Annotated in this window: 15 protein-coding genes; 13 read left to right on the forward strand and 2 right to left on the reverse strand. The window is 59.6% G+C overall.

Annotated elements, in window-relative coordinates; translation table 11 throughout:
- Positions 1-67: 67 nt before the first annotated feature.
- From AC3RLQ_RS26545 to AC3RLQ_RS26590, 10 genes are read left to right on the forward strand one after another with little or no spacing between them, the layout of a single operon-like run.
- Positions 68-1,249 (forward strand): sialidase family protein, encoded by a 1,182-nt coding sequence (locus tag AC3RLQ_RS26545; RefSeq protein WP_493031692.1) that lies wholly within the window; start codon positions 68-70, stop codon positions 1,247-1,249.
- Between the two features lie 22 nt (positions 1,250-1,271).
- Positions 1,272-2,516: a hypothetical protein gene (locus tag AC3RLQ_RS26550; RefSeq protein ID WP_493031693.1), complete on the forward strand. Its 1,245-nt coding sequence runs from the start codon at positions 1,272-1,274 to the stop codon at positions 2,514-2,516.
- Positions 2,517-2,553: 37 nt separating this feature from the next.
- Entirely contained in the window at positions 2,554-3,561 is a 1,008-nt protein-coding gene (locus tag AC3RLQ_RS26555) for a Gfo/Idh/MocA family protein (RefSeq protein WP_493031694.1), read from the forward strand.
- A gap of 17 nt (positions 3,562-3,578) precedes the next feature.
- Complete coding sequence (locus AC3RLQ_RS26560; protein WP_493031695.1) at positions 3,579-4,595, forward strand: alkaline phosphatase D family protein; 1,017 nt, start codon at positions 3,579-3,581, stop codon at positions 4,593-4,595.
- A gap of 2 nt (positions 4,596-4,597) precedes the next feature.
- Positions 4,598-6,724 carry a PSD1 and planctomycete cytochrome C domain-containing protein gene (locus tag AC3RLQ_RS26565; protein WP_493031696.1) on the forward strand — a complete coding sequence of 709 codons (2,127 nt, stop codon included), beginning with the start codon at positions 4,598-4,600 and terminating at the stop codon, positions 6,722-6,724.
- A gap of 57 nt (positions 6,725-6,781) precedes the next feature.
- Positions 6,782-8,119 carry a DUF1501 domain-containing protein gene (locus AC3RLQ_RS26570; protein ID WP_493031697.1) on the forward strand — a complete coding sequence of 446 codons (1,338 nt, stop codon included), beginning with the start codon at positions 6,782-6,784 and terminating at the stop codon, positions 8,117-8,119.
- A 5-nt stretch (positions 8,120-8,124) separates the two neighbouring features.
- Entirely contained in the window at positions 8,125-9,606 is a 1,482-nt protein-coding gene (locus AC3RLQ_RS26575) for a DUF1501 domain-containing protein (RefSeq protein ID WP_493031698.1), read from the forward strand.
- Between the two features lie 33 nt (positions 9,607-9,639).
- Complete coding sequence (locus AC3RLQ_RS26580) at positions 9,640-11,469, forward strand: DUF1549 and DUF1553 domain-containing protein (RefSeq protein WP_493031699.1); 1,830 nt, start codon at positions 9,640-9,642, stop codon at positions 11,467-11,469.
- Positions 11,459-12,871 carry a DUF1501 domain-containing protein gene (locus tag AC3RLQ_RS26585; RefSeq protein WP_493031700.1) on the forward strand — a complete coding sequence of 471 codons (1,413 nt, stop codon included), beginning with the start codon at positions 11,459-11,461 and terminating at the stop codon, positions 12,869-12,871. Before AC3RLQ_RS26580 ends, AC3RLQ_RS26585 begins: the two co-directional genes overlap by 11 nt.
- Positions 12,872-12,926: 55 nt before the next feature.
- Positions 12,927-14,018: a lactonase family protein gene (locus AC3RLQ_RS26590; RefSeq protein WP_493031701.1), complete on the forward strand. Its 1,092-nt coding sequence runs from the start codon at positions 12,927-12,929 to the stop codon at positions 14,016-14,018.
- Positions 14,019-14,036: 18 nt separating this feature from the next.
- Here AC3RLQ_RS26590 and AC3RLQ_RS26595 read toward each other — a convergent pair whose 3' ends face one another.
- A complete protein-coding gene (locus tag AC3RLQ_RS26595) occupies positions 14,037-16,826 on the reverse strand; it encodes an outer membrane protein assembly factor BamB family protein (protein WP_493031702.1) in 2,790 nt (929 codons plus the stop codon).
- Between the two features lie 81 nt (positions 16,827-16,907).
- On the opposite strand from AC3RLQ_RS26595, the gene AC3RLQ_RS26600 reads away from it, so the two are divergent.
- The 3 genes from AC3RLQ_RS26600 to AC3RLQ_RS26610 are packed head-to-tail and all read left to right on the forward strand — an operon-like array spanning position 16,908 to position 20,791.
- Positions 16,908-18,344 (forward strand): Gfo/Idh/MocA family protein, encoded by a 1,437-nt coding sequence (locus AC3RLQ_RS26600; RefSeq protein WP_493031703.1) that lies wholly within the window; start codon positions 16,908-16,910, stop codon positions 18,342-18,344.
- A gap of 15 nt (positions 18,345-18,359) precedes the next feature.
- Positions 18,360-19,334, forward strand: a complete 975-nt coding sequence (locus AC3RLQ_RS26605; RefSeq protein WP_493031704.1) for a Kelch repeat-containing protein — start codon at positions 18,360-18,362, stop codon at positions 19,332-19,334.
- Between the two features lie 32 nt (positions 19,335-19,366).
- Positions 19,367-20,791, forward strand: coding sequence for a hypothetical protein (locus tag AC3RLQ_RS26610; protein ID WP_493031705.1), 1,425 nt, complete (start codon positions 19,367-19,369; stop codon positions 20,789-20,791).
- Between the two features lie 5 nt (positions 20,792-20,796).
- Here the strand turns inward: AC3RLQ_RS26610 and AC3RLQ_RS26615 are convergent, their stop codons facing one another.
- On the reverse strand, positions 20,797-21,777 hold the full coding sequence (locus AC3RLQ_RS26615) for a hypothetical protein (protein WP_493031706.1): 981 nt from the start codon (positions 21,775-21,777) through the stop codon (positions 20,797-20,799).
- Between the last annotated feature and the right edge of the window lie 106 nt (positions 21,778-21,883).

Genomic DNA, 21,883 nt, shown 5'->3' on the forward strand with positions numbered 1-21,883 from the left:
ATGGTGAGTCCGCTTCACCAAGATGATTCCTTTGCAAAGCCTTCGCGAGGTTGTCCGTTTGCTTTGCATGCATCGTCGATCCCTAGTCATCCTTTTCCCCCTGCTGCTCACTTCCGTTCTAGCCCAAACGGGGCTGCAAAAAGTGGACGTCACTCTGGTGCCGCCGAAAAATCTCAAAACGATGCTCGCGCCCGGCTACACGATTCCCATCGTCGATATCAGCGGTGATAAAGAGCGACAGGTCATCGTGGATCAGGAGAAAGGGCAGTATCTCGGGCATCCGACCACGCTGCTGCTCGAAGACAACAAAACCATGCTCATCGTCTACCCGAAAGGACACGGGCGCGGCCCCATTGTTTACAAGCGCAGCAACGACACGGGACTGACGTGGAGCGAGCGGCTGCCGACGCCAAAATCATGGGAGACCTCAGTGGAGGTGCCGACTCTGCACCGTGTGGTGGATGCCAGCGGCAAGAAGCGCATCATCATGTTCAGCGGCCTTTACCCCATTCGCATGGCCATTACCGAAGATGATGGGGCAAAATGGAGCGAACTGGCACCCATCGGCAACTTCGGTGGCATCGTAACTATGGGCACGGTGATCGATCTGAAAACACCGGGGCATTATATGGCGTTCTTCCATGATGACGGTCGGTTCATCCGTGGCGCGCCGGCCAAAGCCTGGCGCTTCTGGGTTTACACCACGCTTTCCAAAGACGGTGGACTCACTTGGAGCGCGCCCACCCCTATCGCCATGCTGCCAGATGCGAACTTGTGCGAGCCGGGCGCGTTGCGCTCGCCGGATGGAAAACAGATTGCCGTGCTGTTGCGTGAAAATTCACGGAAGTACAATTCGTTCGTCATCTTCTCGAACGATGAAGGCCAGACCTGGAGCGAGCCCAAGGAACTGCCTGCGGCACTCACGGGAGATCGGCACGTCGCCAAATACACGCCCGATGGTCGCCTGTTCATCAGCTTTCGTGATACCACGCATGTCAGTTCGACCAAAGGCGACTGGGTCGGATGGGTGGGCAAATACGAAGACATCGTCAATGGCACTGAGGGCCAGTATCGCGTGCGCATCATGGACAATACCAAAGGTGCCGATTGCACCTACCCTGGCATCGAGGTGCTGCCAGACGGCACCATCGTCACCACCACCTACGGCCACTGGACGGAAGGCGAGGCTCCCTACATCGTGAGCGTCCGTTTCAAACTGGCGGAGCTCGATGAAAAGGCCGCCAAATAACAGATCGTCAATTTTTACAGCCATGACCTCATTCCCCAACCGCCGTCAGTTTCTCTCCACGCTCGCTCTCGGATCGCTCGCTGCACGTGCGCAGGATGCGCCCAAGTTTCCGCCAACGCGTGTCATCACCAAAGGCCCCGGGTTCCATTGGTTTGCCTACTATGACAAGCTCCAGTTCTCGCCGGACAACCGTTTTGTGCTCAGCAACAAAGCCAGCTTCGAACATCGCTCTCCGACTGCGGACGACGAGATCGAGGTCGGCATGGTCGATCTGCAGGAGAAAGACAAATGGATCCCTCTCGGCAAGTCCCGTGCCTGGTGCTGGCAGCAGGGCTGCATGCTGCAATGGATTCCCGGCACCGAATCCAAGGTGATCTGGAATGATCGTGAGAAGGATCGCTTTGTCAGTCACATCCTCGATGTGAAGACGGGCGAGAAGAACACGATTCCCAGCCCCATCTACGCGCTCGCTCCGAATGGCAAGGAAGCTGTGAGCTGTGATTTCTCACGCGTGGCCGACTGCCGGCCCGGCTACGGCTATGCCGGCATCAAGGACCGTTTTTTTGATGACATGGCACCCGCAGGAAGCGGCGTCACCCATGTAAATATCGAAACCGGTGCGGAGAAGCTCATTGTCTCGCACGAGCTGCTCGCCAAGACCGGCGTGGTGATGGAAAACCATCCCGACTCAAAGCATCACGCTTACCACCTTCTCGTTGGTCCTGATGGAAAACGCTTCATCATGCTGCATCGCTGGACGCAACCGAAGGGCGGGCATCTGACCCGCCTGATCACGGCCAACATGGACGGAAGCGATCTGCGCATCGTCATTCCCAATGGCTACGCCTCTCACTTCATCTGGCGCGATGCCACGCACATTCTCTCCCAGGCCAAGGACTGGCTCGGCAACAAGGAGTGGGGCGACTTCCTCTTTGAGGACAAGGACAGCGGCATCGTTGAGGAGATCGGTCATGGCGTTCTCGACAGTGGCGGCCACCTGACCTACCTGCGCCACAACGAGTGGATTCTGAACGACACCTATCCCAAAGGCGTGCGTCGCATCCAGACCCCGCACCTGTATCACATCGCTACCAACAAACGCATCGACCTCGGTGAGTTCCACTTGCCCCGCGAATACACCGGCGAATGGCGGGTGGACAATCACCCGCGTTCGAGCCGTGACGAACGGTGGGTTTGCATCGACGCTCCGCATGCCGATCAAGGGCGCCAGTTACACCTGATCGACATTCAGGGGCTGATGACCTGATCAACCTCAGTACTTCATTGCGTAAGTGTAAGCCATTATGAAACAGGTTCTTCCGCTCGCAGCGGCTCTCTTCCTCAGTCTGGCAGGCTCCGCGCTCTCCCAGGACACGCTCAAGCCACTCCGTGCTGGCATTATCGGTCTCGATACCTCACACGTGCCCGCGTTCACCAAGCTCTTCAACAATCCGAAGGCCGATGGTGATCTCGCAGGCATCAAGGTGGTGGCGGGTTATCCCGGTGGCACCGACATGCCTGCCAGCAAAGACCGCGTGGCCAAATTCACCGAGCAGGTAAGCGGAATGGGTGTGGAGATTGTGGACTCCATTTCCAAGCTGCTCGAAAAGGTCGATGTCGTGCTGATTGAGAGCGTGGATGGCCGCATCCATTTGAAAGAAGCGCGTGAGGTCTTTCAATCGGGCAAACTCGTGTACATCGACAAACCCATTGCTGGCACTCTTCCAGAAACCATCGCGTTGTTTGAGCTCGCCAAGAAGCACCACGTCAAGACCTGGTCGAGTTCATCCTCACGCTTCGGGGCCGACCTCATCGCCCTGAAAGGCAACGAGGAAATTGGCGACATCCTCGGTGTCACCACCTGGGGGCCGTGTTCATATCAGAGCGGCACGCCGGACTTGTTTTTCTATGCCATCCACGGCATCGAATCCCTCTTCACGCTTATGGGGACTGGATGTCAAACCGTGTCACGCAGCAAAGGCCCCATCACCGATCAAGTCACGGGCGTGTGGAAGGATGGGCGAATTGGCACTTATCGTGGAATTGTGAGGGGAAAGTCCGAATTCGGTGCCATAGTTTATGGAAGCAAAGGCGTGCGTCAGGGGGCCAAAACCATCAGTTATGAGGCGCTTTGCCGCCAGATCGGCAAGTTCTTCCGCACTGGAGAGCCGCCGGTGAGTGAAGCCGAGACGATCGAAATATTCACCTTCATGGAGGCGGCGGATGAAAGCCTGCGCCAGGGTGGCAAACCTGTCGCGCTGGCTGATGTGCTGGCAAAGGCGAAAATAGAGGCGGCGAAGCTTGTGCCATGAACCCATCGCCCCCGTCCATGCCCAGGCTCAACAGCCGCCGTCATTTCCTCGCGACTCTTCCCGCCATTGGCTGGGTCGCTGCCCATGCCGCCGACGATCCCCCATTGCAGGACATCGTTTTCGGCTCCTGCCTCGACACGCACGATCACCCCATGCTCGATCGCACGCTCACCCTGCCGCGCGATCTGTTCATCTTCATGGGGGACAACATCTATGCGGACAAAGGCGGCATCCCGATGATGCAGGAAAAGTACGCGCTGCTCAAAAACAGCCGCTTTTTCAAAGGCCTGCAAAACAAGCCCATCCTCGCCACCTGGGACGATCACGACTTTGGCGAAAACGACGGCGGCGGGAGCTACCCGCACAAAAAAGAGGCGCAGGTGGAGTTCTGGAACTGGCTCGACGAGCCCGCCGCATCACCACGCCGTCAGCAGGAAGGTGTTTATCAGGCGCAGACCTTCGGTCCGGCCGGCAAGCGCGTGCAGGTCGTCATGCTGGACACACGCTACTTTCGCAGTCCGCTCAAAAAGGTGCCGAAGGACAAGGCCATGCTCGGCGGCGCTTACGTGCCCACGGATGACCCTGCCGCCACCATGCTGGGCGCCGCGCAGTGGAGCTGGCTCGCCCAGGTGCTTCAGCAGCCGGCGGAACTCCGCCTTATCGTGTCCAGCATCCAGTTTTCCCCGCAGGCACATGGCGGTGAATGCTGGGCCAACATGCCGCACGAGCAGCAGCGCCTCCTGAAACTCCTGCAGGGTCAGACTGCGGTGATCTTGAGCGGCGACCGCCACTGGTGCGAGTTCTCGCACAATGGCGTGTTCGATTTCACCACCAGTTCAATGACGCAGAAGCATCCGCGCGGCACTCCCACGCCGAACCAGCACCGCTGCATTCCCCAGACCTACCACCTGCCCAACGTCGGCCATCTGCGCATTGACTGGGCCGCTGCCACGATCACGGTGAAGGTCCTCGGAGAAGACGGCGGTACCAAGATTACGCAGACTCTGCCTTTCCGTGAACTGCTGATAAGTTAGCCATGCGTCTCGTTATTCCATTCGTCATCATGGTCTCCTGCAGCGCTCTCGCTGCAGAACCGCGTGTGGAATTTAATCGCGACATACGCCCCATCCTCGCTGCGAAATGCTACGCCTGCCATGGCCCGGACGAAGACAAGCGCGAGGCCGATCTGCGTCTGGATGTGCGTGCCGAGGCTGTAAAGGCGGCCATCAAGCCCGGCCAGCCCGAGGCCAGTGAACTGTGGAAACGAATCACCCACACCGATCCCGCTGATGTGATGCCGCCGCCTTCGTCGCCGAAGCAGCTTACCAAAATTGAGCGCGACCTCATTCGTCGTTGGATTGCAGCAGGCGCTGAATACCAGAATCACTGGGCCTTTGAACCGATCAAGCGTCCCGCCGTGCCGCAGTCGGACGGTAAAAATCCCATTGATGCTTTCATTGCCGCCAGACTCCGCACGCATGGACTCAAGCCCGCCCCCGCAGCCTCACCTGCCGCTCTGATTCGCCGCGTTTATCTCGATCTCACCGGCCTGCCGCCATCCCCATCGGATTTCGCTGCTCTTTCCGATTGGTCTGAGCAAAAATACGAGCAGATCGTGGACCGCATTCTTGCCTCGCCCAATTTTGGCGAGCGCTGGGCACGCCACTGGCTGGACATGGCGCGTTACGCGGATTCAAACGGCTTCCTCGGCGATGGCTTTCGCCCCAACGCCTACCTGTATCGCGACTGGGTCATCCGTGCCTTCAATACTGACCTTCCGTTTGATCAGTTTACCATTGAGCAAATCGCAGGCGACCTGCTGCCGCAACCCACGCCGGATCAAATCACCGCCACCGGCTTTCATCGCAATGCCGCGCTGAACACCGAGGCAGGCGTGGACAAGGAGGAGGCGCGTTACCAAAACCTCGTGGATCGAGTCAATACCACCGGTCGTGTCTGGATGGGGCTCACCGTGGGTTGTGCGCAGTGCCACACGCACAAATACGATCCCATCACCATCCGCGACTACTACAGCTTCTACGCCTTCTTCGACAACACCGTGGACCGTGACGATGCGAAGACCAAGGCACAAGCCTTGGCCGAGGCTGACAAGGATCGTCGCCAGACCTATGTTCATCTGGCGGGCGACTACACCCGCCGCGGCCCTGATGTCATTCCCGCCAGCCTTTCCGCGCTGCCGCCGATGGCAAAGCCCGTTCAGCCGGAGCCCGGCCGACTTGATCTCGCGCACTGGCTTGTCGCGCCGCAGCATCCGCTCACCAGCCGCGTCGCGGTGAATCATATCTGGAGCAAGCTCTTCGGCTTTGGTTTCGTGCGAACGCCGGATGACTTCGGCACCGCCGGCGAATCGCCCTCGCATCCCGATCTGCTTGACTGGCTCGCCTCTGAGTTCATGCGCAACGGCTGGAGCCGCAAGCAACTCATCAAGCTCATCGTGATGAGCGCCACCTATCGCCAGTCCTCAGCGCACCGTGAAGACATCGTTGAACTCGATCCGCTGAACTGCCTCCTCGCCCGTCAGAATCGCATCCGCCTGGATGCTGAAATCTTGCGCGACTCCGCGCTCTCTGTCAGCGGCTTGTTAAAGCGCACCCTCGGCGGCCCCAGCTTCCGGCCTCCACTTCCAGAAGATGTGTTTGATGTGGGTCGCTCTTCAAATTGGCAGGCCAGTCCTGGTGACGAAATTTACCGCCGCAGCCTGTACATCATTACTCTGCGCAGCGTGCTGTATCCCACTCTCACCACCTTTGATTCACCCGACGCCGCAGACGCCTGCGTGCGGCGTGAACGCAGCAATACACCGCTCCAGGCTCTGGCCATGATGAATGACAGCGTCTTCGTGGAAGCCGCGCAGGCGCTCGCCTTGCGCGCAATGCGTGAGTCATCTCATGACACGGCCAGCCGCCTGCGGCACCTGTTTGAATGGACACTCAACCGTTCTCCGCGCGCTGAGGAGATGCAGCGCCTTGCCGGATTTCACAGCGAACAGAAAGCTCGTGTGAAAAAGGGCGGTGCAAAAACCTTGGAGGTCCTTGGCAGCACCAGCACCCTTGTTCCCGTGTCCGGTCAAATCGAAGCCGCCACGCTCGTCGCTGTCGCGCGGGTGCTCATGAACTTGGATGAGTTCATCAATCGTGAATAGCCTCCTTTCCTCACCTCGCCACCGCAACACCTTACGTCCGGCCGCCGTTTAAACCTCATGCTCACTCTTTTCTCCAAACAACCCACCAGCTGCTACTGCGACGGCCTTTCCAGACGCTCGTTTCTGCGTATCGGCGGGCTCGGTCTGGGAGGCCTGAGCTTTTCAGAACTGCTGCGTGCGGAGTCGGCACAAGGAGTCGGCAAATCGCAGAAGGCGCTCATCCTTGTCTATCTGCCTGGCGGACCTCCACATCAGGACATGTATGACATCAAGGTGAATGCACCTTCGGAGGTTCGCGGACCATTCAAGCCCATCGGCACCAATGTTTCAGGCATCCAGATCAGCGAGCATTTGCCGCGCATGGCGAAGATGGCGGACAAGCTCACCTTCATTCGGAGCGTCGTGGGTGCGAAGGACCGGCATGAGAGCTTTCAGTGTGTGACAGGTCGCCTCAGTAACAATGCACCTCCTGGCGGCTGGCCGGAGATCGGCAGCGTGGTGTCCAAGCTGAAAGGCGGGGCTCCCACGGTTCCTGGCTACGTAAATCTCTCACAGCAGATGAAGCACACGCCGTACAACCAAGGGCGTCCGAGTTTCCTCGGCGTGGCCCATGCGCCCTTTATGCCGCTGGAGCGCGGCAAGGAGGACATGTCGCTCAACGGTGTGACCTTGGAACGCTTGGGTGATCGGCGCGGACTGCTCTCCGCCTTCGACACCTTCCGCCGCGAGACGGATGCCTCGGGCACCATGGCGGGCATCGATGTCTTCCGGCAGCAGGCCTACGGCATTCTGACTTCTTCGCAGCTTGTCGATGCGCTCGACCTTTCCAAAGAGTCTCCCAAGGTCCGCGAGCGCTATGGCAAAGGTACGGAAAAAATCCAGGGCGATGCCGCACCGCGCCTCAATGAGCAGTTCCTGCTGGCGCGTCGGCTGGTGGAAGCCGGTGTGCGCGTGGTGACACTCAGTTACAGCTTCTGGGACTGGCATGGGCAGAACTTTAAAAACGCCCAGGAGAATTTGCCCGACTTTGATCAGGCGATCAGCGCTCTCGTACAGGATTTGCATGAACGTGGCATGGACAAGGATGTGACCGTGCTCGCCTGGGGCGAATTTGGCCGCACTCCGCGCGTCAATGACAAGGGTGGTCGTGATCACTGGCCCAATGTTTCCTGTGCACTGCTCGCGGGTGGCGGCATGCAGAACGGCCGGGTCATCGGCGCCACGGACCGCCTCGGCGGCGAAGCCACGGACCGCCCAGTGCATTTCCAGGAGATCTTCGCCACGCTGTATAACAACCTGGGCATCAATCCGCACACAAGCACGGTGTCTGACTTCTCCGGTCGTCCGCACTATCTCGTCGATAACGAATTCCAGTCGATCAAGGAACTGGCCTGACCCTCATGTCGCCGCAGGAGTACATCACCCAAACTCGTCGCGATTTCCTGGCGACTAGTTCCTGTGGCCTTGGGACGCTCGCCCTGGCTTCATTGCTGCGACAGGATGGACTGCTCGCTGCGGAGGCGGACATGCCGGCCGATCCTCAGGCCACACGCCGTCCGCATTTTGCGCCGAAGGCGGAGCGCTGCATCTTCATCTTCCTCGAAGGCGGCCCCTCGCAGATGGATCTCTTTGATCCGAAGCCCCTGCTCAACAAATACGATGGCCAGCCGCTGCCCGATTCGATCATAGGGGATGCGAAGTTTGCCTTCCTGCAAAAAGACACGGCCACGGTGATGGGCACCAGCCGTGTCTTCAAAAAGCACGGGCAGTGCGGCATGGAAATCAGCGATCTGCTGCCGCACATCGCCACCTGCGCGGATGACATCGCCCTGGTGCGCTCCATGCACACCACGCAGTTCAATCATCTGCCGGGCCAGCTCATGCTGAACTGTGGAGAATCCCGCCTCGGGCGCCCGAGCGTGGGTTCGTGGGTGACCTATGGTCTCGGCAATCCGTCGCAGGAGCTGCCCTCCTATGTCGTCATGGTCAGCAAAGGTCGCGGGCTGCCGGGTGGCAGTTCCACCTGGTCCAGCGGCTTCCTGCCTTCCTCGTATTCCGGAGTGATGTTTCGCAATGGTGCCTCGCCTGTTTTGAATCTGGGCAATCCCGCAGGCATCTCGCCGGAGATGCAGTCTGCAAGCATTCGCGCTCTGAACGACCTCAACCGTCTTCAGCACCAGCACATCGGTGACCCTGAGATAGCGGCGCGCATCAACAGTTACGAGCTCGCCTTCCGCATGCAGAGCGCCGCACCGGAGCTGGTGGACCTGAGCGGTGAATCCCAGGCCACGCTGGATGCCTATGGTGTGAACCGCATCGAGCCTCCCATCAAGAGCAACCTCGGCGGCATCGGCAACTACCAGACCTTTTCGCGGCATTGCCTCAATGCACGGCGGATGGTGGAGCGCGGCGTGCGCTTCGTGAACATCATCCACGCCTCATGGGACCACCACAGCGCCCTCGATCCCCAGCTCGCGCACAATTGCGGGATGGTGGATCAGCCCATCGCGGCACTGCTCAAAGACCTCAAACAACGTGGCCTGCTCGATACCACGCTCGTCGTGTGGGGCAGCGAATTTGGCCGCACCGCGTTGGGCGAAAATCGGAAAGGCTTCAAGAAGGTCACAGGCCGCGATCATCATCCCTATGCCTTCAGCCTGTGGATGGCGGGGGGCGGCATTAAAGGCGGCCAAGTCCATGGCGAGACGGATGATTTTGCCTGGCGCGTCGCGCGTGATCCCGTGTCCATCCACGACTTCCACGCCACGATTCTCCACCTTTTCGGCCTCAATCACAACAAGCTCAGCTACCGCTTCCAGGGCCTCGACTTCCGCCTAACCGGCGTGAATCCGGCCAAGGTGGTGAAGGGGCTGATTGCCTAACTGCGATTATCGAGCGTAAAACAGGGCTTTTGAGTGCGTAATGTCCGGGTGCCAAACGCCCCGTTTCAAACCATCGCCACGCTGCTTCTGCTCTGCGTCACCACGCAGGCAGCGGATCCTGCGCCGATTGACTGGAACAAAGCGCGCCAGCATTGGTCCTTTGTGCCGCCCAAGGCTCAGGCCCTCCCGAATGTGAAGGAAACCTCTTGGCCGCGCGAGCGCGTGGATCACTTCATTTTCGCCAGCATGGAGGCCGCAGACCTCACGCCCACACGCGAGGCCGATGCACGCACGCTGATCCGCCGCGCCACGTTTGATCTCACCGGACTGCCGCCCACGCCGGAGGAAGTGCAGGCCTTTGTGAATGACACGCGCCCGGATGCCTACGCACGACTTGTGGATGGTCTGCTCAGCCGCCGAGCCTTTGGCGAACGCATGGCCGCCATGTGGCTGAACCTCGCCCGCTATGCCGAGGATCAGGCGCATCAGGTGGGCAACAATTCGTCCTTCGCCTATCCGAACGCCTGGCGTTATCGCGACTGGGTCATCGCCGCCTTCAATGCCGACCTGCCCTACGATGCCTTCGTACAGAAGCAGCTCGCGGTGGATTTGATCGAGCCGCAAAACAAGGCGGACCTCGCGGCGCTCGGCTTTCTCGGCCTCGGGCACAAGCTGTATGCCCGCGGCATGCTCGATGTGCAGGCGGAGGAATGGTCGGAGCAGGTGGACACCGTGTCACAGACCTTCCTTGGCCTCACCGTGGCCTGCGCACGTTGCCACGATCACAAGTTCGATCCCATCACCGCACGCGATTACTACGCCATGGCCGGCGTCTTTGCCTCCATGCAGCTGGTGAACCTGCGCCCTGATGGCAAGGATGAAGACGGCAAAACTTTGGCCGATAAAATGGACCCGGGCACCCTGCACATCGTGCGCGATGTGAACCCGCATGACCTGCCCGTCTATGATCGCGGCGATGTTAAGACGCCCGGCCCCAATGTCCCGCGTGGCTGGCTGCAGGTGCTCAGCAAAGATCAGCCGGTGAAGTTTCAGCAAGGCAGCGGCCGTGCCGAGCTGGCCCGCCAGATCACCGATCCCACCAACACGCTCACCGCCCGCGTGATGGTGAACCGCGTCTGGGACCTGCTCTTCGGCAAACCGCTGGTGCGCACTCCGAGCAACTTTGGCACTACGGGAGACAAGCCCACGCATCCCGAACTGCTCGATGACCTCGCGCTGCGCTTCATGCAAAACGGCTGGTCCGTGAAGCGCCTCATGCGCGAGCTCGTCATGTCCGCCACCTACCGCCAGGGCAGCAGCGGCAGCGCGGCGAATGCGCAGCTCGATGAAGCAAACGATCACCTCTGGCGCATGAACCGCCGCCAGCTCGGCATTGAGTCCTGGCGGGATGCCATCATGGCTACCGCAGGCACGCTCAGCCGGGAAGGGGGCACCTCGCAGAATCTTGACGCACCCACGCACCACAAGCGCACGATCTACTCCCAGGTCAGCCGCCGTGAGTTGAACAAGACGCTCATGCTCTTCGACTACCCGGATGCGAACGTCCATGCCGCACGCCGCAGCACCAGCACCACGCCCACCCAGAAGCTCTATGTGATGAACAGCCCCTTCATCATTGAGCAGTCAAAACACCTGGCCCGGCGCATCCAGGAAACCGGCGGCGATGATGCCGCCCGCATCCGCCACGCCTACACACTCCTGTTTGCGCGCGAGCCCGAGGCGGAGGAACTCGCCATCGCCCGTGAGTTTTTACAGCAGCCCGCCACTGAAGCCGGCCCCAATGCTTGGGAGCAGCTGGCGCAGGCGCTTCTCGCCACCAATGAAATGCTCTATGTGGACTGATTCCAACCCCGCGCAGCTCACCCGGCGCGAAGCCCTCCATCGTCTCTCGGCTGGCTTTGGTGCCATCGGCCTTGCGGGCATGATGGGTTCGCAGGCCGGTGCCGCAGTGAAACAGCAGATCACACCGCGCGCCAAGCGGGTCATCTTCCTCTTCATGAACGGTGCGCCCTCGCACATCGACACCTTTGATCCGAAGCCGGCGCTGAAGAAATACGAAGGCCAGCAGCCCTCCGGCAAGCTCTACAAAGCGCCGAAGACCAGCGGCTTCATGTCATCCCCGCTGCAGTTTCACAAGTGCGGGCAGAGCGGCATCGAAGTCAGCGAAAGCCTGCCCGCGCTGGGCAGCATCATTGACGATTGCTGCGTCATCCGCTCCATGCACACCAATGTACCGAATCATGAGCCCGCGCTGCTCATGATGAACACCGGCAACCTCCAGCCCATCCGCCCGTCCATGGGCTCCTGGGTGCTGTATGGCCTGGGCAGTGAAAATGAAAACCTGCCCGGCTTCGTGGTGCTGCGGCCCACGCCCAACATCGTGGTGGGCCCCGCGCTGTGGAGCAATTCATTCCTGCCTTCAGAGTATCAGGCCACCGGCGTCATCACCTCCGACATGAGCGTGGACAAGCTCGTCGCCAACGTGCGCAACTCCGTGCTCGCCCCTGCGCAGCAGCGGCGCCAGATCGATCTCATTCAAAAGCTCAATCACCTGCACGCCGCCAAGCGCGAGCAGGACCACGCGCTCGAAGGCCAGATCAAGGCCATGGAAACCGCCTACCGCATGCAGAGCGCCGCCAGCGATGCCTTCGACATCAGCCGCGAGCCCGCGAAGATGCGCGAGATGTATGGCGACACACCCTTTGGCCGCTCCTGCCTGCTCGCGCGTCGTCTTGCCGAATCCGGCGTGCGCTACATCAGCGTCTATTACACCAGCAGCAGCAACCAGCCCTGGGACACGCACAGCGACCACTACAAGAATCACCCCAAACTCTGCGCCGACAGCGACCGCGCCTCCGCCGCACTCATCAGCGATCTCAAGCAGCGCGGCCTGCTGGAGGATACCCTCGTCGTCTGGACCGGTGAGTTTGGCCGCACGCCCTACTCGCAGGAAACGCAGGATAAAAACAAGCAGATCGATCCCATGCGCCGTGGTCGCGATCATCACCACACCGCCTTCAGCACTTTGCTGGCCGGTGGCGGCATCAAAGGCGGCCTCGCCTATGGTGCGTCCGATGAACTCGGCATGAATGCCGTCGAAAAGAAGGTTCATGTTCATGATCTGCATGCGACCATTTTGCATCAGCTCGGCCTCGATCATGAACAGCTCACCTATCGCTATGCCGGTCGCGACTTCCGTCTGACAGACGTGTATGGTGATGTGGTGACTGGCATTCTTGCGTGAGGCTTATCATTCCATTATGCGCTATTTTACGTTCTCGCTTCTAGCTGCTCTCTGCATGGCCTCCGTCACGCTATCGGCGGCCGAACCTGTGGTGTTTATCTCCGCGTTCGCCTCGGGGGACAAAGCTGGCATTCATGCGTTTCGCTTCGACTCGAAGACAGGCGCTTTGCAGCCATTACATCGAACCACTGATATCCAGAATCCGTTCTTCCTGGCGGTTTCGCCCGACCAACGCTTCCTCTATGCGATCAATGCCGACAAGTTCGGTGGGGCGGATGATGAATTTGTGGCGGCCTACGCTCTTGAAGGTCGCACCGGCCGGCTGAAGAAGCTGAATCAGCAGTCTGCGCGCGGAACGGCTTCGTGTTACCTCGATGTCGATGCCACGGGCAAGACCGTGGTGGTGGCAAATTACGCGTCAGGAAGTGTGGCGTCGCTGCCGGTGAAAGAGGATGGTCTGCTGGGAGAAGCAGCCACATTTGTGCAGCACAGCGGCTCCAGCATCGACCCCGAACGCCAGAAGGGACCCAATGCGCATAGCATCGTCATCAGTCCGGACAACCGCTTCGCACTCGCTGCCGATCTGGGCATCGACAAGATCTTGGTTTACCAACTTGATGCGGCCCAGGCAAAGCTCACGCCAAATAAGGCGCAGCCCTTTGCGAAGATGCAGCCCGGCTCGGGGCCGCGTCACCTCACGTTTCATCCGAATGGCAGCCACGTGTATGTGATCAACGAACTGGCAAACACCGTGACGTGTTTTGATTATACCCCTGCATCCGGCACGCTCACCGAACGCCAGACCATCTCCACGCTTCCCACCGGATTCACCGGCAAAAGCTACACCGCTGACTTGAAAATCACTCCCGACGGGAAGTTCCTCTACGGCACAAATCGCGGCCACGACAGCATCGCATCCTATCGCATTGCTGACGATGGCAGACTCACGCTGCTCTCCATCGATCCCAGTCTCGGCAAAGGGCCGCAGAACCTGCTCATCACCCCGGATGGCCGATGGCTCCTCTGTGCAAACATGCCGGGAAACAGCGTGGTCGTGTTTCGGATTGATGCCACAAGCGGGAAGATCACAGCCACCGGCACTCCCGTCGAGATGCCGATGCCATCGTGCATTCGCTGGGTAAAGTGAACGTTTCACGCATCCTCATCATGGTTTGACAGTGCTCCGCACCTCCCATGCAGGCGGCAGTTCCTTCGACTCCGGCCCATAAGTCTGCGACACGACAAAACCGCTCGCCTGCGAGGTGTAAAAGATGCGGCCGTTGCTCACCACCGCGCCGAGGCACTCGCGCGAATCGATAGCGGGTCCTGTGGAGACCAGCTTGCCCTCTTGCGAGAGGTCGATCATGTCCATGTTCGCACCAAGGACATACGGCTCGCTCAGGGTGAAGCGGCAGCACGCATAGTTCGTGAGGATGCTGTAGGTGACCTTGCCGGTGTTGCGGTCAAAGATGTTGCCTTTGCCACGCAGCGCATTGGAGAAGATGAATCTCTCGCCGACGCTGACCACGTTCAGCGCCGAAGTCACGGCATCGGATTTCCAGATGAGTTTGCCGGTATTGGCATCGAGGCACCAGACGAAACGGTCTTCGGTGCCTGCGTCCGCCTTGTTGTATCCGCCGATGTAGAGCCTGCCATCGCGTGCGCTCAGCGTGCATTTGGCGGTGACGTAATAGTCGTTGGTCTGCCAGAGGATTTTGCCGGACTTGGGCTCGATGCACACCGTGAGGCCGTTGTTTCCCACCGGCTGTCCGCGGCGCGCACGCTGCTCGGCGTCATAGCCGAAGAACACGGAGTAATAGAGCTTGCCGTCGAGGATGCAGATGCCGCAGTCGTTGCCGCCGCGGCCTTGGTCGGAAAAGTCTTTCTCCCATACCACCTTGCCGGTGTCGAGATCCCAGGCCCAGACTCGCGGGTGGTGGTTCGTGGGATAGTATGGATTGTCATTGGAATAGATGAAGCTCATCACATCACGTCCATCGGCCGGTTTGACCGGTGCTCCGCCAAAGGTCCATGGCTTCTCGCTTCCTTGCGGTGCGTAGTCGCCGGTGCCGCTCGCATAGATCGCGATCTTCCCGGAGACGACCGGCGGAAACTGACGGCTCCAACTCGGTGACCCCGTGAATGGCGCCTCCCAGAGCATCTGCCCTGTCGCGGCATCCAGACAGCGCACAAAGGATTTTTTAATGCCTGCCTGCGGGATCAGGAGCTTGCCGTCGATGAACAGTGGTGACGTGAAAGACAGATACACATCCGGCCACCAGCGCCGCCACAGCAGCCGGCCCGTGTCCTGCTCGCACGCGATGATCTGGCCCTCGGCGGTGTGCGTGTAAATTCGTCCGCCGCCGCACACTGGCAGATGCTTCACTGTTCCTTCGAGGCGCCGCGCCCAGCGCATGCGCAGCGGCGGCGCGATGCCCTGGTTGTTCGAGTTCTGTCCCGCGAAGTTGCCGTAGTTCGTGTACCAGTCGTACTCGGAGGCGGCCAGCTTGCCGGTGAGCGGGCTGCGTATTTTGGCAATGTCGTCCCGGTCATGCCGTCCATATTCGACGTCCTTGGGACCATAGACATAGACCCGGCCGTCCTCGCTGGGCACATAGATCCGGCCGTCGGCCACCGCCACCGGTGCAGAGATCGGTGCGGCAGAGGCTTGGGTGGAACTGGCAATCGCAAGATGCTCTGCAATGGGTTCAATGTGCAGCCATCCATTGAGATCACCCACGATGACGTGATTCTTGGTGATCACTGGCGGAGCGATAAATCCCCCCATCGTCAGCACTTCCCCCCTGTCATCCTTGGCGTCCAGCCGGTGTCGCATGAGTCCCCGATCACTTTCCGGACGCACCCGATAAACGTCCTTCCCGCGAATCGCCACAGGCGCAAAGCTCAGCAGGCCGTCCATGCGGATGTTCGTGTCCGTGCCTGGCACGAAGTCGCCGGTGGTCAGCGTGTCACCCTCCAGCCGCATGATGTCCACACGGCCCGCATTGTCCCGGCGGTGCCACTGCACATACACATTGCCGTCATCATCCGCGCTCTGCCCAAAGGTCGCGGGAAATTCCTTGCCGGACCACTCTGGAATCTCGCCCGTGGCTTTCAGCTTCGGCGCATCACCCGTGTCTTCGATGAACAGGGTGCGCCCACCCGCAGGCATGACGACGGTGTTCCCTTTGATGAGGCAGATGTCGCGCGAGCAGACGAAGTGATCTTTCCAGGTGACGCGCCCGTCGCTGGACGTTGGCTTGCTTCCCGGCTTCAGTGTTGCCAGCATCCGCTTCTCGCAGAACTTCGCCCACTCCTCGCCGCTCCAGCGGTTGCCGTCGAAGCCGACCACCTCCTTCACGAAGTCCCATTTCCACTTCACCTCTCCCTCGTTCGTGATCGCATAGACCTGCGCACCGAGCGTGGCAAAATAGACACGGTCCTTGCCGATGACCGGCGTACTAAAGATTGGCTCGCCGCATTCGATCTCCTTTACCACCGCGCCTGTGCTGCAGTCCAGCACGTAATAGATCCCAGCTGCGGTGCCAAAGTGTAGGTGCGTGCCCACGATGACCGGTGAACTCACGTTGTTCACGTTTTGCTTCCCCCCTTTGCTTTGAAAATGCCAAACCTCCTTCAATGTCGCGGTATCGAAGCACGCAGCGTAACCTGACCCATCCACGACATACACCTTGCCCTCCGCAACTGCCGGCGATGTGTAGATGCCGTCCTTCATCGACAACGCTCCCTCCAGGTGCAGCTTTTTCACGTCGATGTCACGAGCCGCCGCATTGCCAGAATGCGCCGAGTTGAACATGAACTGCGGCCAGTCCTCAGCGGAGGCATTCAATATCCAAACGAAGGTGATGAGGACAAGGAAACGAATCATGACGGGTGAATACGCCTCCAACAGCCAGAACTCGCAGCCGATCACCTCTTCTCTGCGGAGCAGCACGCTTCTGCACTCTTGAAGGCGCCAGCTCATTTGGATAAAACGGCAAGCCCGGCGCTTTTTGACTCGTATGAATTTCCCACCATGCGTTCTCTCACCCGCCGCCGTTTCTTTGAAGACTCCCTCATGGCTGCCACCGCAGTCAGCCTGCCAGCGCCCTTGTTTGCTGCTGAGACCAAGCCGGTCAGCGCCAATGAAAAAATCACCGCTGCGATCATCGGCTGCGGCATTCGTGGCAAGGCGCATGCGCGGGAGCTGGCGCGACTCGCGGACTGCGATGTCGCTTATGTATGTGACCCGGACCTTGATCGCGCGGATGAAGTGGGCGCATTGCTCGTCGAATTGAAACGGCCGATGCCGAAGAAGGTGCAGGACTTGCGAAAGGTGCTGGAGGACAAGTCGGTGGATGTGGTGTTCATCGCGTCGCCGAATCACTGGCATTCACTTTCTGCAATCTGGGCGATGCAGGCGGGCAAAGATGTGTATGTGGAAAAGCCGGTGAGCCATAACGTCATCGAAGGCAGGCGCATGGTGCAGGTGGCGCGAAAGCTGGGCCGCATCTGTCAGGGTGGGACTCAGAATCGTTCACGGGGTGCTTTGGCCGAGGCGGTCAAATACATGCGCGAGGGTAAACTTGGCGAGGTAAAGCTGGCGAAAAGCATCATCTACGGTGGGCGTGGTTCCATCGGTGGGCCGGCCGAATGCGCCATGCCGCCACGCTGCGACTACAATCTCTGGGCCGGACCAGCGGCGATGCCGAAACTCAACCGGCCCAAGTTCCACTACGACTGGCACTGGTTCTGGAACACCGGCAGCGGCGAGATCGGCAACAACAACGTCCACTCGCTCGACATCTGCCGCTGGGGCCTGGGTGTGACCGGTCTTGGCCGCAGCGTGTTGAGCTACGGTGGCCGTCTCGGTTACACTGATGTCGCCGAGACACCGAACTCGCAGGTGGGCATCTTTGACTTTGGCGACAAGACCATCATCTCTGAAACGCGAGGTCTTAAATCAGCGCCGTTTCATCCGACGATCAAATCCATGTGGTTCTTCTACGGCAGCGAAGGCATCATCGCCGACACGAATCTCTATGATCCGAAGGGTAATCTCATCCGCGCCTTCGAGGGCAAATCCGAGAACCATTTCGCCAATTTCCTCAATGCCGTGCGCAGCCGCAGGCAGGGCGATCTGAAAGCGGAGATCGAGGAGGGCCATCAAAGCAGCGCGCTCTGCCACATCGCCAATATCTCGTATCGGCTCGGCTCCCAGACTTCGGTGAACGATATCGCTAAAAGCCTCGGCGAAATCAAGGTTCATGACGACGTGCAGGAGACGCTGGAGCGCACCCGCCATTATCTCAGCGATGCGGGTGTCGATCTGGACAAGACAAAACTCACCCTTGGTCAGCATCTTCGCGTGGATGGCGGCAAGGAATCCTTCCTCGAAAACGAACCGGCCAATGCGTTGCTCGGTCGTGAGTATCGTGCGCCCTTCCTGCTGCCAAAGGAGTCGGAGATCTGAATTATGCGACCGTTCATGCTTTTCCTGATCGGGTTCATCAGCCTGAAAATTTCTGCTGCCGAGATCGACTGGGTGCTTGAATCTAAGGCAGCCTGGCAGGCACGTGATTCGCAGGCGGAGTGGGTGTTCAAGGATCAGCTTTGGATCGGCGGCGGCTGGTTTCAATCGTTCGAGGAACCGCCTCGGGATGTCTGGGCCTCCAGCGATGGCAAAGCATGGAAGTTGATAACACCGAATGCTCCGTGGCTGCACAGTGATCTCGCGATGAGCCTCACCTTTCATGACCGCATGTGGATCATGGGAGGGTGGCACAAAGGCCGTCTGCCGGGTCATTCGGCGAGCCATGAAGTGTGGTCATCTACTGATGGCGTGACGTGGGATCAAGCCACGGCGCTTGCAGGTTGGACTCCGCGACTTGCTGCGGGTCTGGTGGAGCATCGCGGCCGCATGTGGATGCTCGGCGGCACGGAGAACTACTACTTTGGCGATGATGCGAGCCTGAAGGACGATGTCTGGTCGTCAGATGATGGCAAAGAGTGGAGGCTGGAGACTGCAAAAGCGGCGTGGTCACCGCGTGCGTATCACCAGGCGGTGGTGCTGAATGACAAAATCTACGTGCTCGGCGGCGGCAACTACGTGCCGGGCTACCACGCGAAGAATGACGTGTGGTCATCGAGCGATGGAGTGAACTGGACCTGCGAAACCGAATCCGCACCCTGGGCACCACGGCTGTGGTTCAGCGCGACTGTTTATCGTGGGCGCATGTGGGTGCTCGGCGGCTGGTCGAAGGAAAAAGATAATTTTGGCGATGTCTGGCACAGCGCCGATGGCAAGCACTGGCAGCGTTTGGAAACGAAGACCTGCTGGAAGTCACGGCATGAGCACTCGGTGTTCGTGTTTCAGGACAAGCTCTGGCTCGCAGGCGGGCACGCGCGCCCGCTTTCGAACGAAGTGTGGTCGCTCAGTCTGCCGGTGGATTGGAAGCCGTGACAAAACCGCCTCTTCAGCGCTGTATAGGATTCATGCGCTCGTTTTTCCTCGCTCTCTTTACTGTTGCCTCCCTTCACGCTGCGGATGCCCCTAAGGCTCCTTTGATGGCAGGTGCCGCCACCAGCAACATCACGCCGGATCTCGGCGGCGAGGTCGTGGGCGGCTTTTTGCCCTTCCCCTGCACCAACATTCACGATGAACTGCACGCACGCTGTCTCGTGCTTGATGACGGTAAAACAAAGCTCGCCCTCGTCGTCTGTGATCTGCTAGGACTCCACCGCAGCGTTTGTGTGGCTGCACGGGAGTTGATTGAAAAAGAAACAGGCATCCCTGCGGCCAATGTGGTAATCTCCGGCACGCACACCCATTCGGCGGTGAATGCCCTGGGTGGTCCGGTTCGGGGTTATTTTTCCGATCTGGAACTCACGGACTACCAAAAATTTGTTGTCCGCCGCATCGCAGACGGAGTGCGGCGTGCGCTCTATCTGCTGCGTCCGGCGGAGATCGCCTTTGGCACAGTGGCGGTGCCGGAGCATGTGCATATCCGCCGCTGGTTCCTTCAAGAGGGCAAAATGCCTCCCAATCCCTTCGGCAAAATCGACAAGGTGAAGATGAACCCCGGAGCTGGCAATCCCGCACTCGTCGAGCCTGCTGGCGAGCCCGATCCCATTGTTTCATTCATCGCCCTGCGCGAGCCCGGCGGGCGGCTCATCTCGGTCTATTCGGCATATTCCCTGCATTATGTTGGCGGCGTGAATGGCGCGGACATCTCCGCTGATTATTACGGCATGTATTGCGAAGCCCTGAAGCGTCTGCAATCCGGGGGCTCCGATGATCCACCCTTTGTCGCGATGATGGCCAACGGCACCAGCGGTGACGCGAACAACATCAACTTCCGCAGCCCGCAGCCGCGCAAAAAGCCCTATGAGCAGATGCGCTATGTCGCAAAGGACGTCGCGGCAAAAGTAAACACGGCCCTGGCAAACGTGACCTGGCAGAACAGCGCACCTCTCGCCGCACGCTATCGTGAGCTCGACGTCGCTTGGCGCAAGATTGATCCGGAACTCATCGCCTGGGCCAAAGAAACTGAGGCCAAAACTCCCCGCATCCAGGGCAAGGCCGATCTGCCTCTCGCCTATGCCGGGCGCATTCAGCGCCTCGCACAGGCCAGCCCTGCCACCAAGTCCCCCGTGCAGATCCTCCGTATCGGCGACATCTGCATCGGCACCACGCCGACGGAAACCTTCGCTGAAACCGGTGTCGAATTCCGCAAGCGCAGTCCCTTTGCCAAATCCTTCATGGTCGAGCTGGCAAACGGCTACTACGGCTACATGCCCACCCCACGCCACTTTGAACTCGGCGGCTACGAAACCTGGCCCGGCACGAACAATCTGGAACCTCAGGCCTCCGTGAAAATGATGGATGCATTGATGGAGATGGCAGCGGAGCTCAAATAGCAGGTTCAGGCCAGCGGCAGATTCGAATGCGCCTGGCAGTACTCATCATGCACTTCACGCACCGCTTCTGCTTCAGGATGCGTGACCCTGCTGCCGAGAGTCTCGATGAACCGGCATGACGCATATCGGGGCGCATGCTCCTCATACGCTGCGATCCATCGCTGCCGCAGCGAAACATGCTCCGCAGGAAACGGCCATTTGGATTTGGGCAGGCTAAGCGGTGGCCGGTATTTCATGCGCCAGGATTTCGGACTGACCCGCGCACGGAAGCAGCCCTGAACGGCGCAGAGCCGCATGAAAACCTTGTCCGTGTTCAGTTCTTCAAATGCTTTCTGGCAAGACTCTTCTGCAGGTTCAAACACCTCATGCATGGCCAGCAGCCGGTAACCGACGGGCGTCTCATACACGCGCAGGTGCCAGAGCGGATGTGCGGCTGAAAAGGCGCGGATGACGCCCAGAGCCCGCTCCTTTTCTCCCGCCTCCGCAGCAGAACGACGCTTCGCATTGATCCTGTCGATGATCCACGACGTCAGCCATGGCAGGCCTATGACCAGTACAAATCCGGTCAGCGCCGATTTTAACAAAACGCCCGCAGCCACACCGGTGGCAGCCATCAGCAGGCATCCCCGCATGCTCATCTGCAATGACGGATGCCACTCGGCATCCACATCGGCAAAGAACACATTCGGAGCATTCAAACACAGCGAGCCATAGCTGTTGCGCGTGATCACCGTGTTTCCATGCCGCGACACCACTTCTTCACGAATGGGCACCCCATCAGCGCAGTCATAGGCCGCTTTGGGTTCCCGGCGGCGGAGTGGTTCACCCGATTGGATTCGATTCATCGCCTCCTGTGCACGCTGGTCGGCCAGCGCTTGAGCATCCGCCTGGCTGATGTCAGACCAGCCCCATCGCCGCACGGTGATCTGGCGCTCAGGCAGTTTATTTTGCAGGCGCGCTTCGGCCCAGAAGTATGGAATGAGCATGCATTTAGCGTGGGACGGGGGCGTTACGTTGTCAAAAGACAGCTTGGAGAGGTGAATGATTGTGATGGGCAGTCGATGAAGGTGGCTAATATCGGTGCACGGATCA

The sequence above is a fragment of the Prosthecobacter sp. GW821-HT29F12 genome (genome assembly GCF_058803405.1).

Bases quoted from the DNA above. Each gene is read 5' to 3' on its own strand.
- AC3RLQ_RS26560 (WP_493031695.1), top strand. From the start codon at position 3,579: ATGCCCAGGCTCAACAGCCGCCGTCATTTCCTCGCGACTCTTCCCGCC.
- AC3RLQ_RS26555 (WP_493031694.1), top strand. From the start codon at position 2,554: ATGAAACAGGTTCTTCCGCTCGCAGCGGCTCTCTTCCTCAGTCTGGCA.
- AC3RLQ_RS26590 (WP_493031701.1), top strand. From the start codon at position 12,927: ATGGCCTCCGTCACGCTATCGGCGGCCGAACCTGTGGTGTTTATCTCC.
- AC3RLQ_RS26545 (WP_493031692.1), top strand. From the start codon at position 68: ATGCATCGTCGATCCCTAGTCATCCTTTTCCCCCTGCTGCTCACTTCC.
- AC3RLQ_RS26610 (WP_493031705.1), top strand. From the start codon at position 19,367: ATGCGCTCGTTTTTCCTCGCTCTCTTTACTGTTGCCTCCCTTCACGCT.
- AC3RLQ_RS26570 (WP_493031697.1), top strand. From the start codon at position 6,782: ATGCTCACTCTTTTCTCCAAACAACCCACCAGCTGCTACTGCGACGGC.
- AC3RLQ_RS26615 (WP_493031706.1), bottom strand. From the start codon at position 21,777: ATGCTCATTCCATACTTCTGGGCCGAAGCGCGCCTGCAAAATAAACTG.
- AC3RLQ_RS26550 (WP_493031693.1), top strand. From the start codon at position 1,272: ATGACCTCATTCCCCAACCGCCGTCAGTTTCTCTCCACGCTCGCTCTC.
- AC3RLQ_RS26600 (WP_493031703.1), top strand. From the start codon at position 16,908: ATGCGTTCTCTCACCCGCCGCCGTTTCTTTGAAGACTCCCTCATGGCT.
- AC3RLQ_RS26585 (WP_493031700.1), top strand. From the start codon at position 11,459: ATGTGGACTGATTCCAACCCCGCGCAGCTCACCCGGCGCGAAGCCCTC.
- AC3RLQ_RS26605 (WP_493031704.1), top strand. From the start codon at position 18,360: ATGCTTTTCCTGATCGGGTTCATCAGCCTGAAAATTTCTGCTGCCGAG.
- AC3RLQ_RS26575 (WP_493031698.1), top strand. From the start codon at position 8,125: ATGTCGCCGCAGGAGTACATCACCCAAACTCGTCGCGATTTCCTGGCG.
- AC3RLQ_RS26565 (WP_493031696.1), top strand. From the start codon at position 4,598: ATGCGTCTCGTTATTCCATTCGTCATCATGGTCTCCTGCAGCGCTCTC.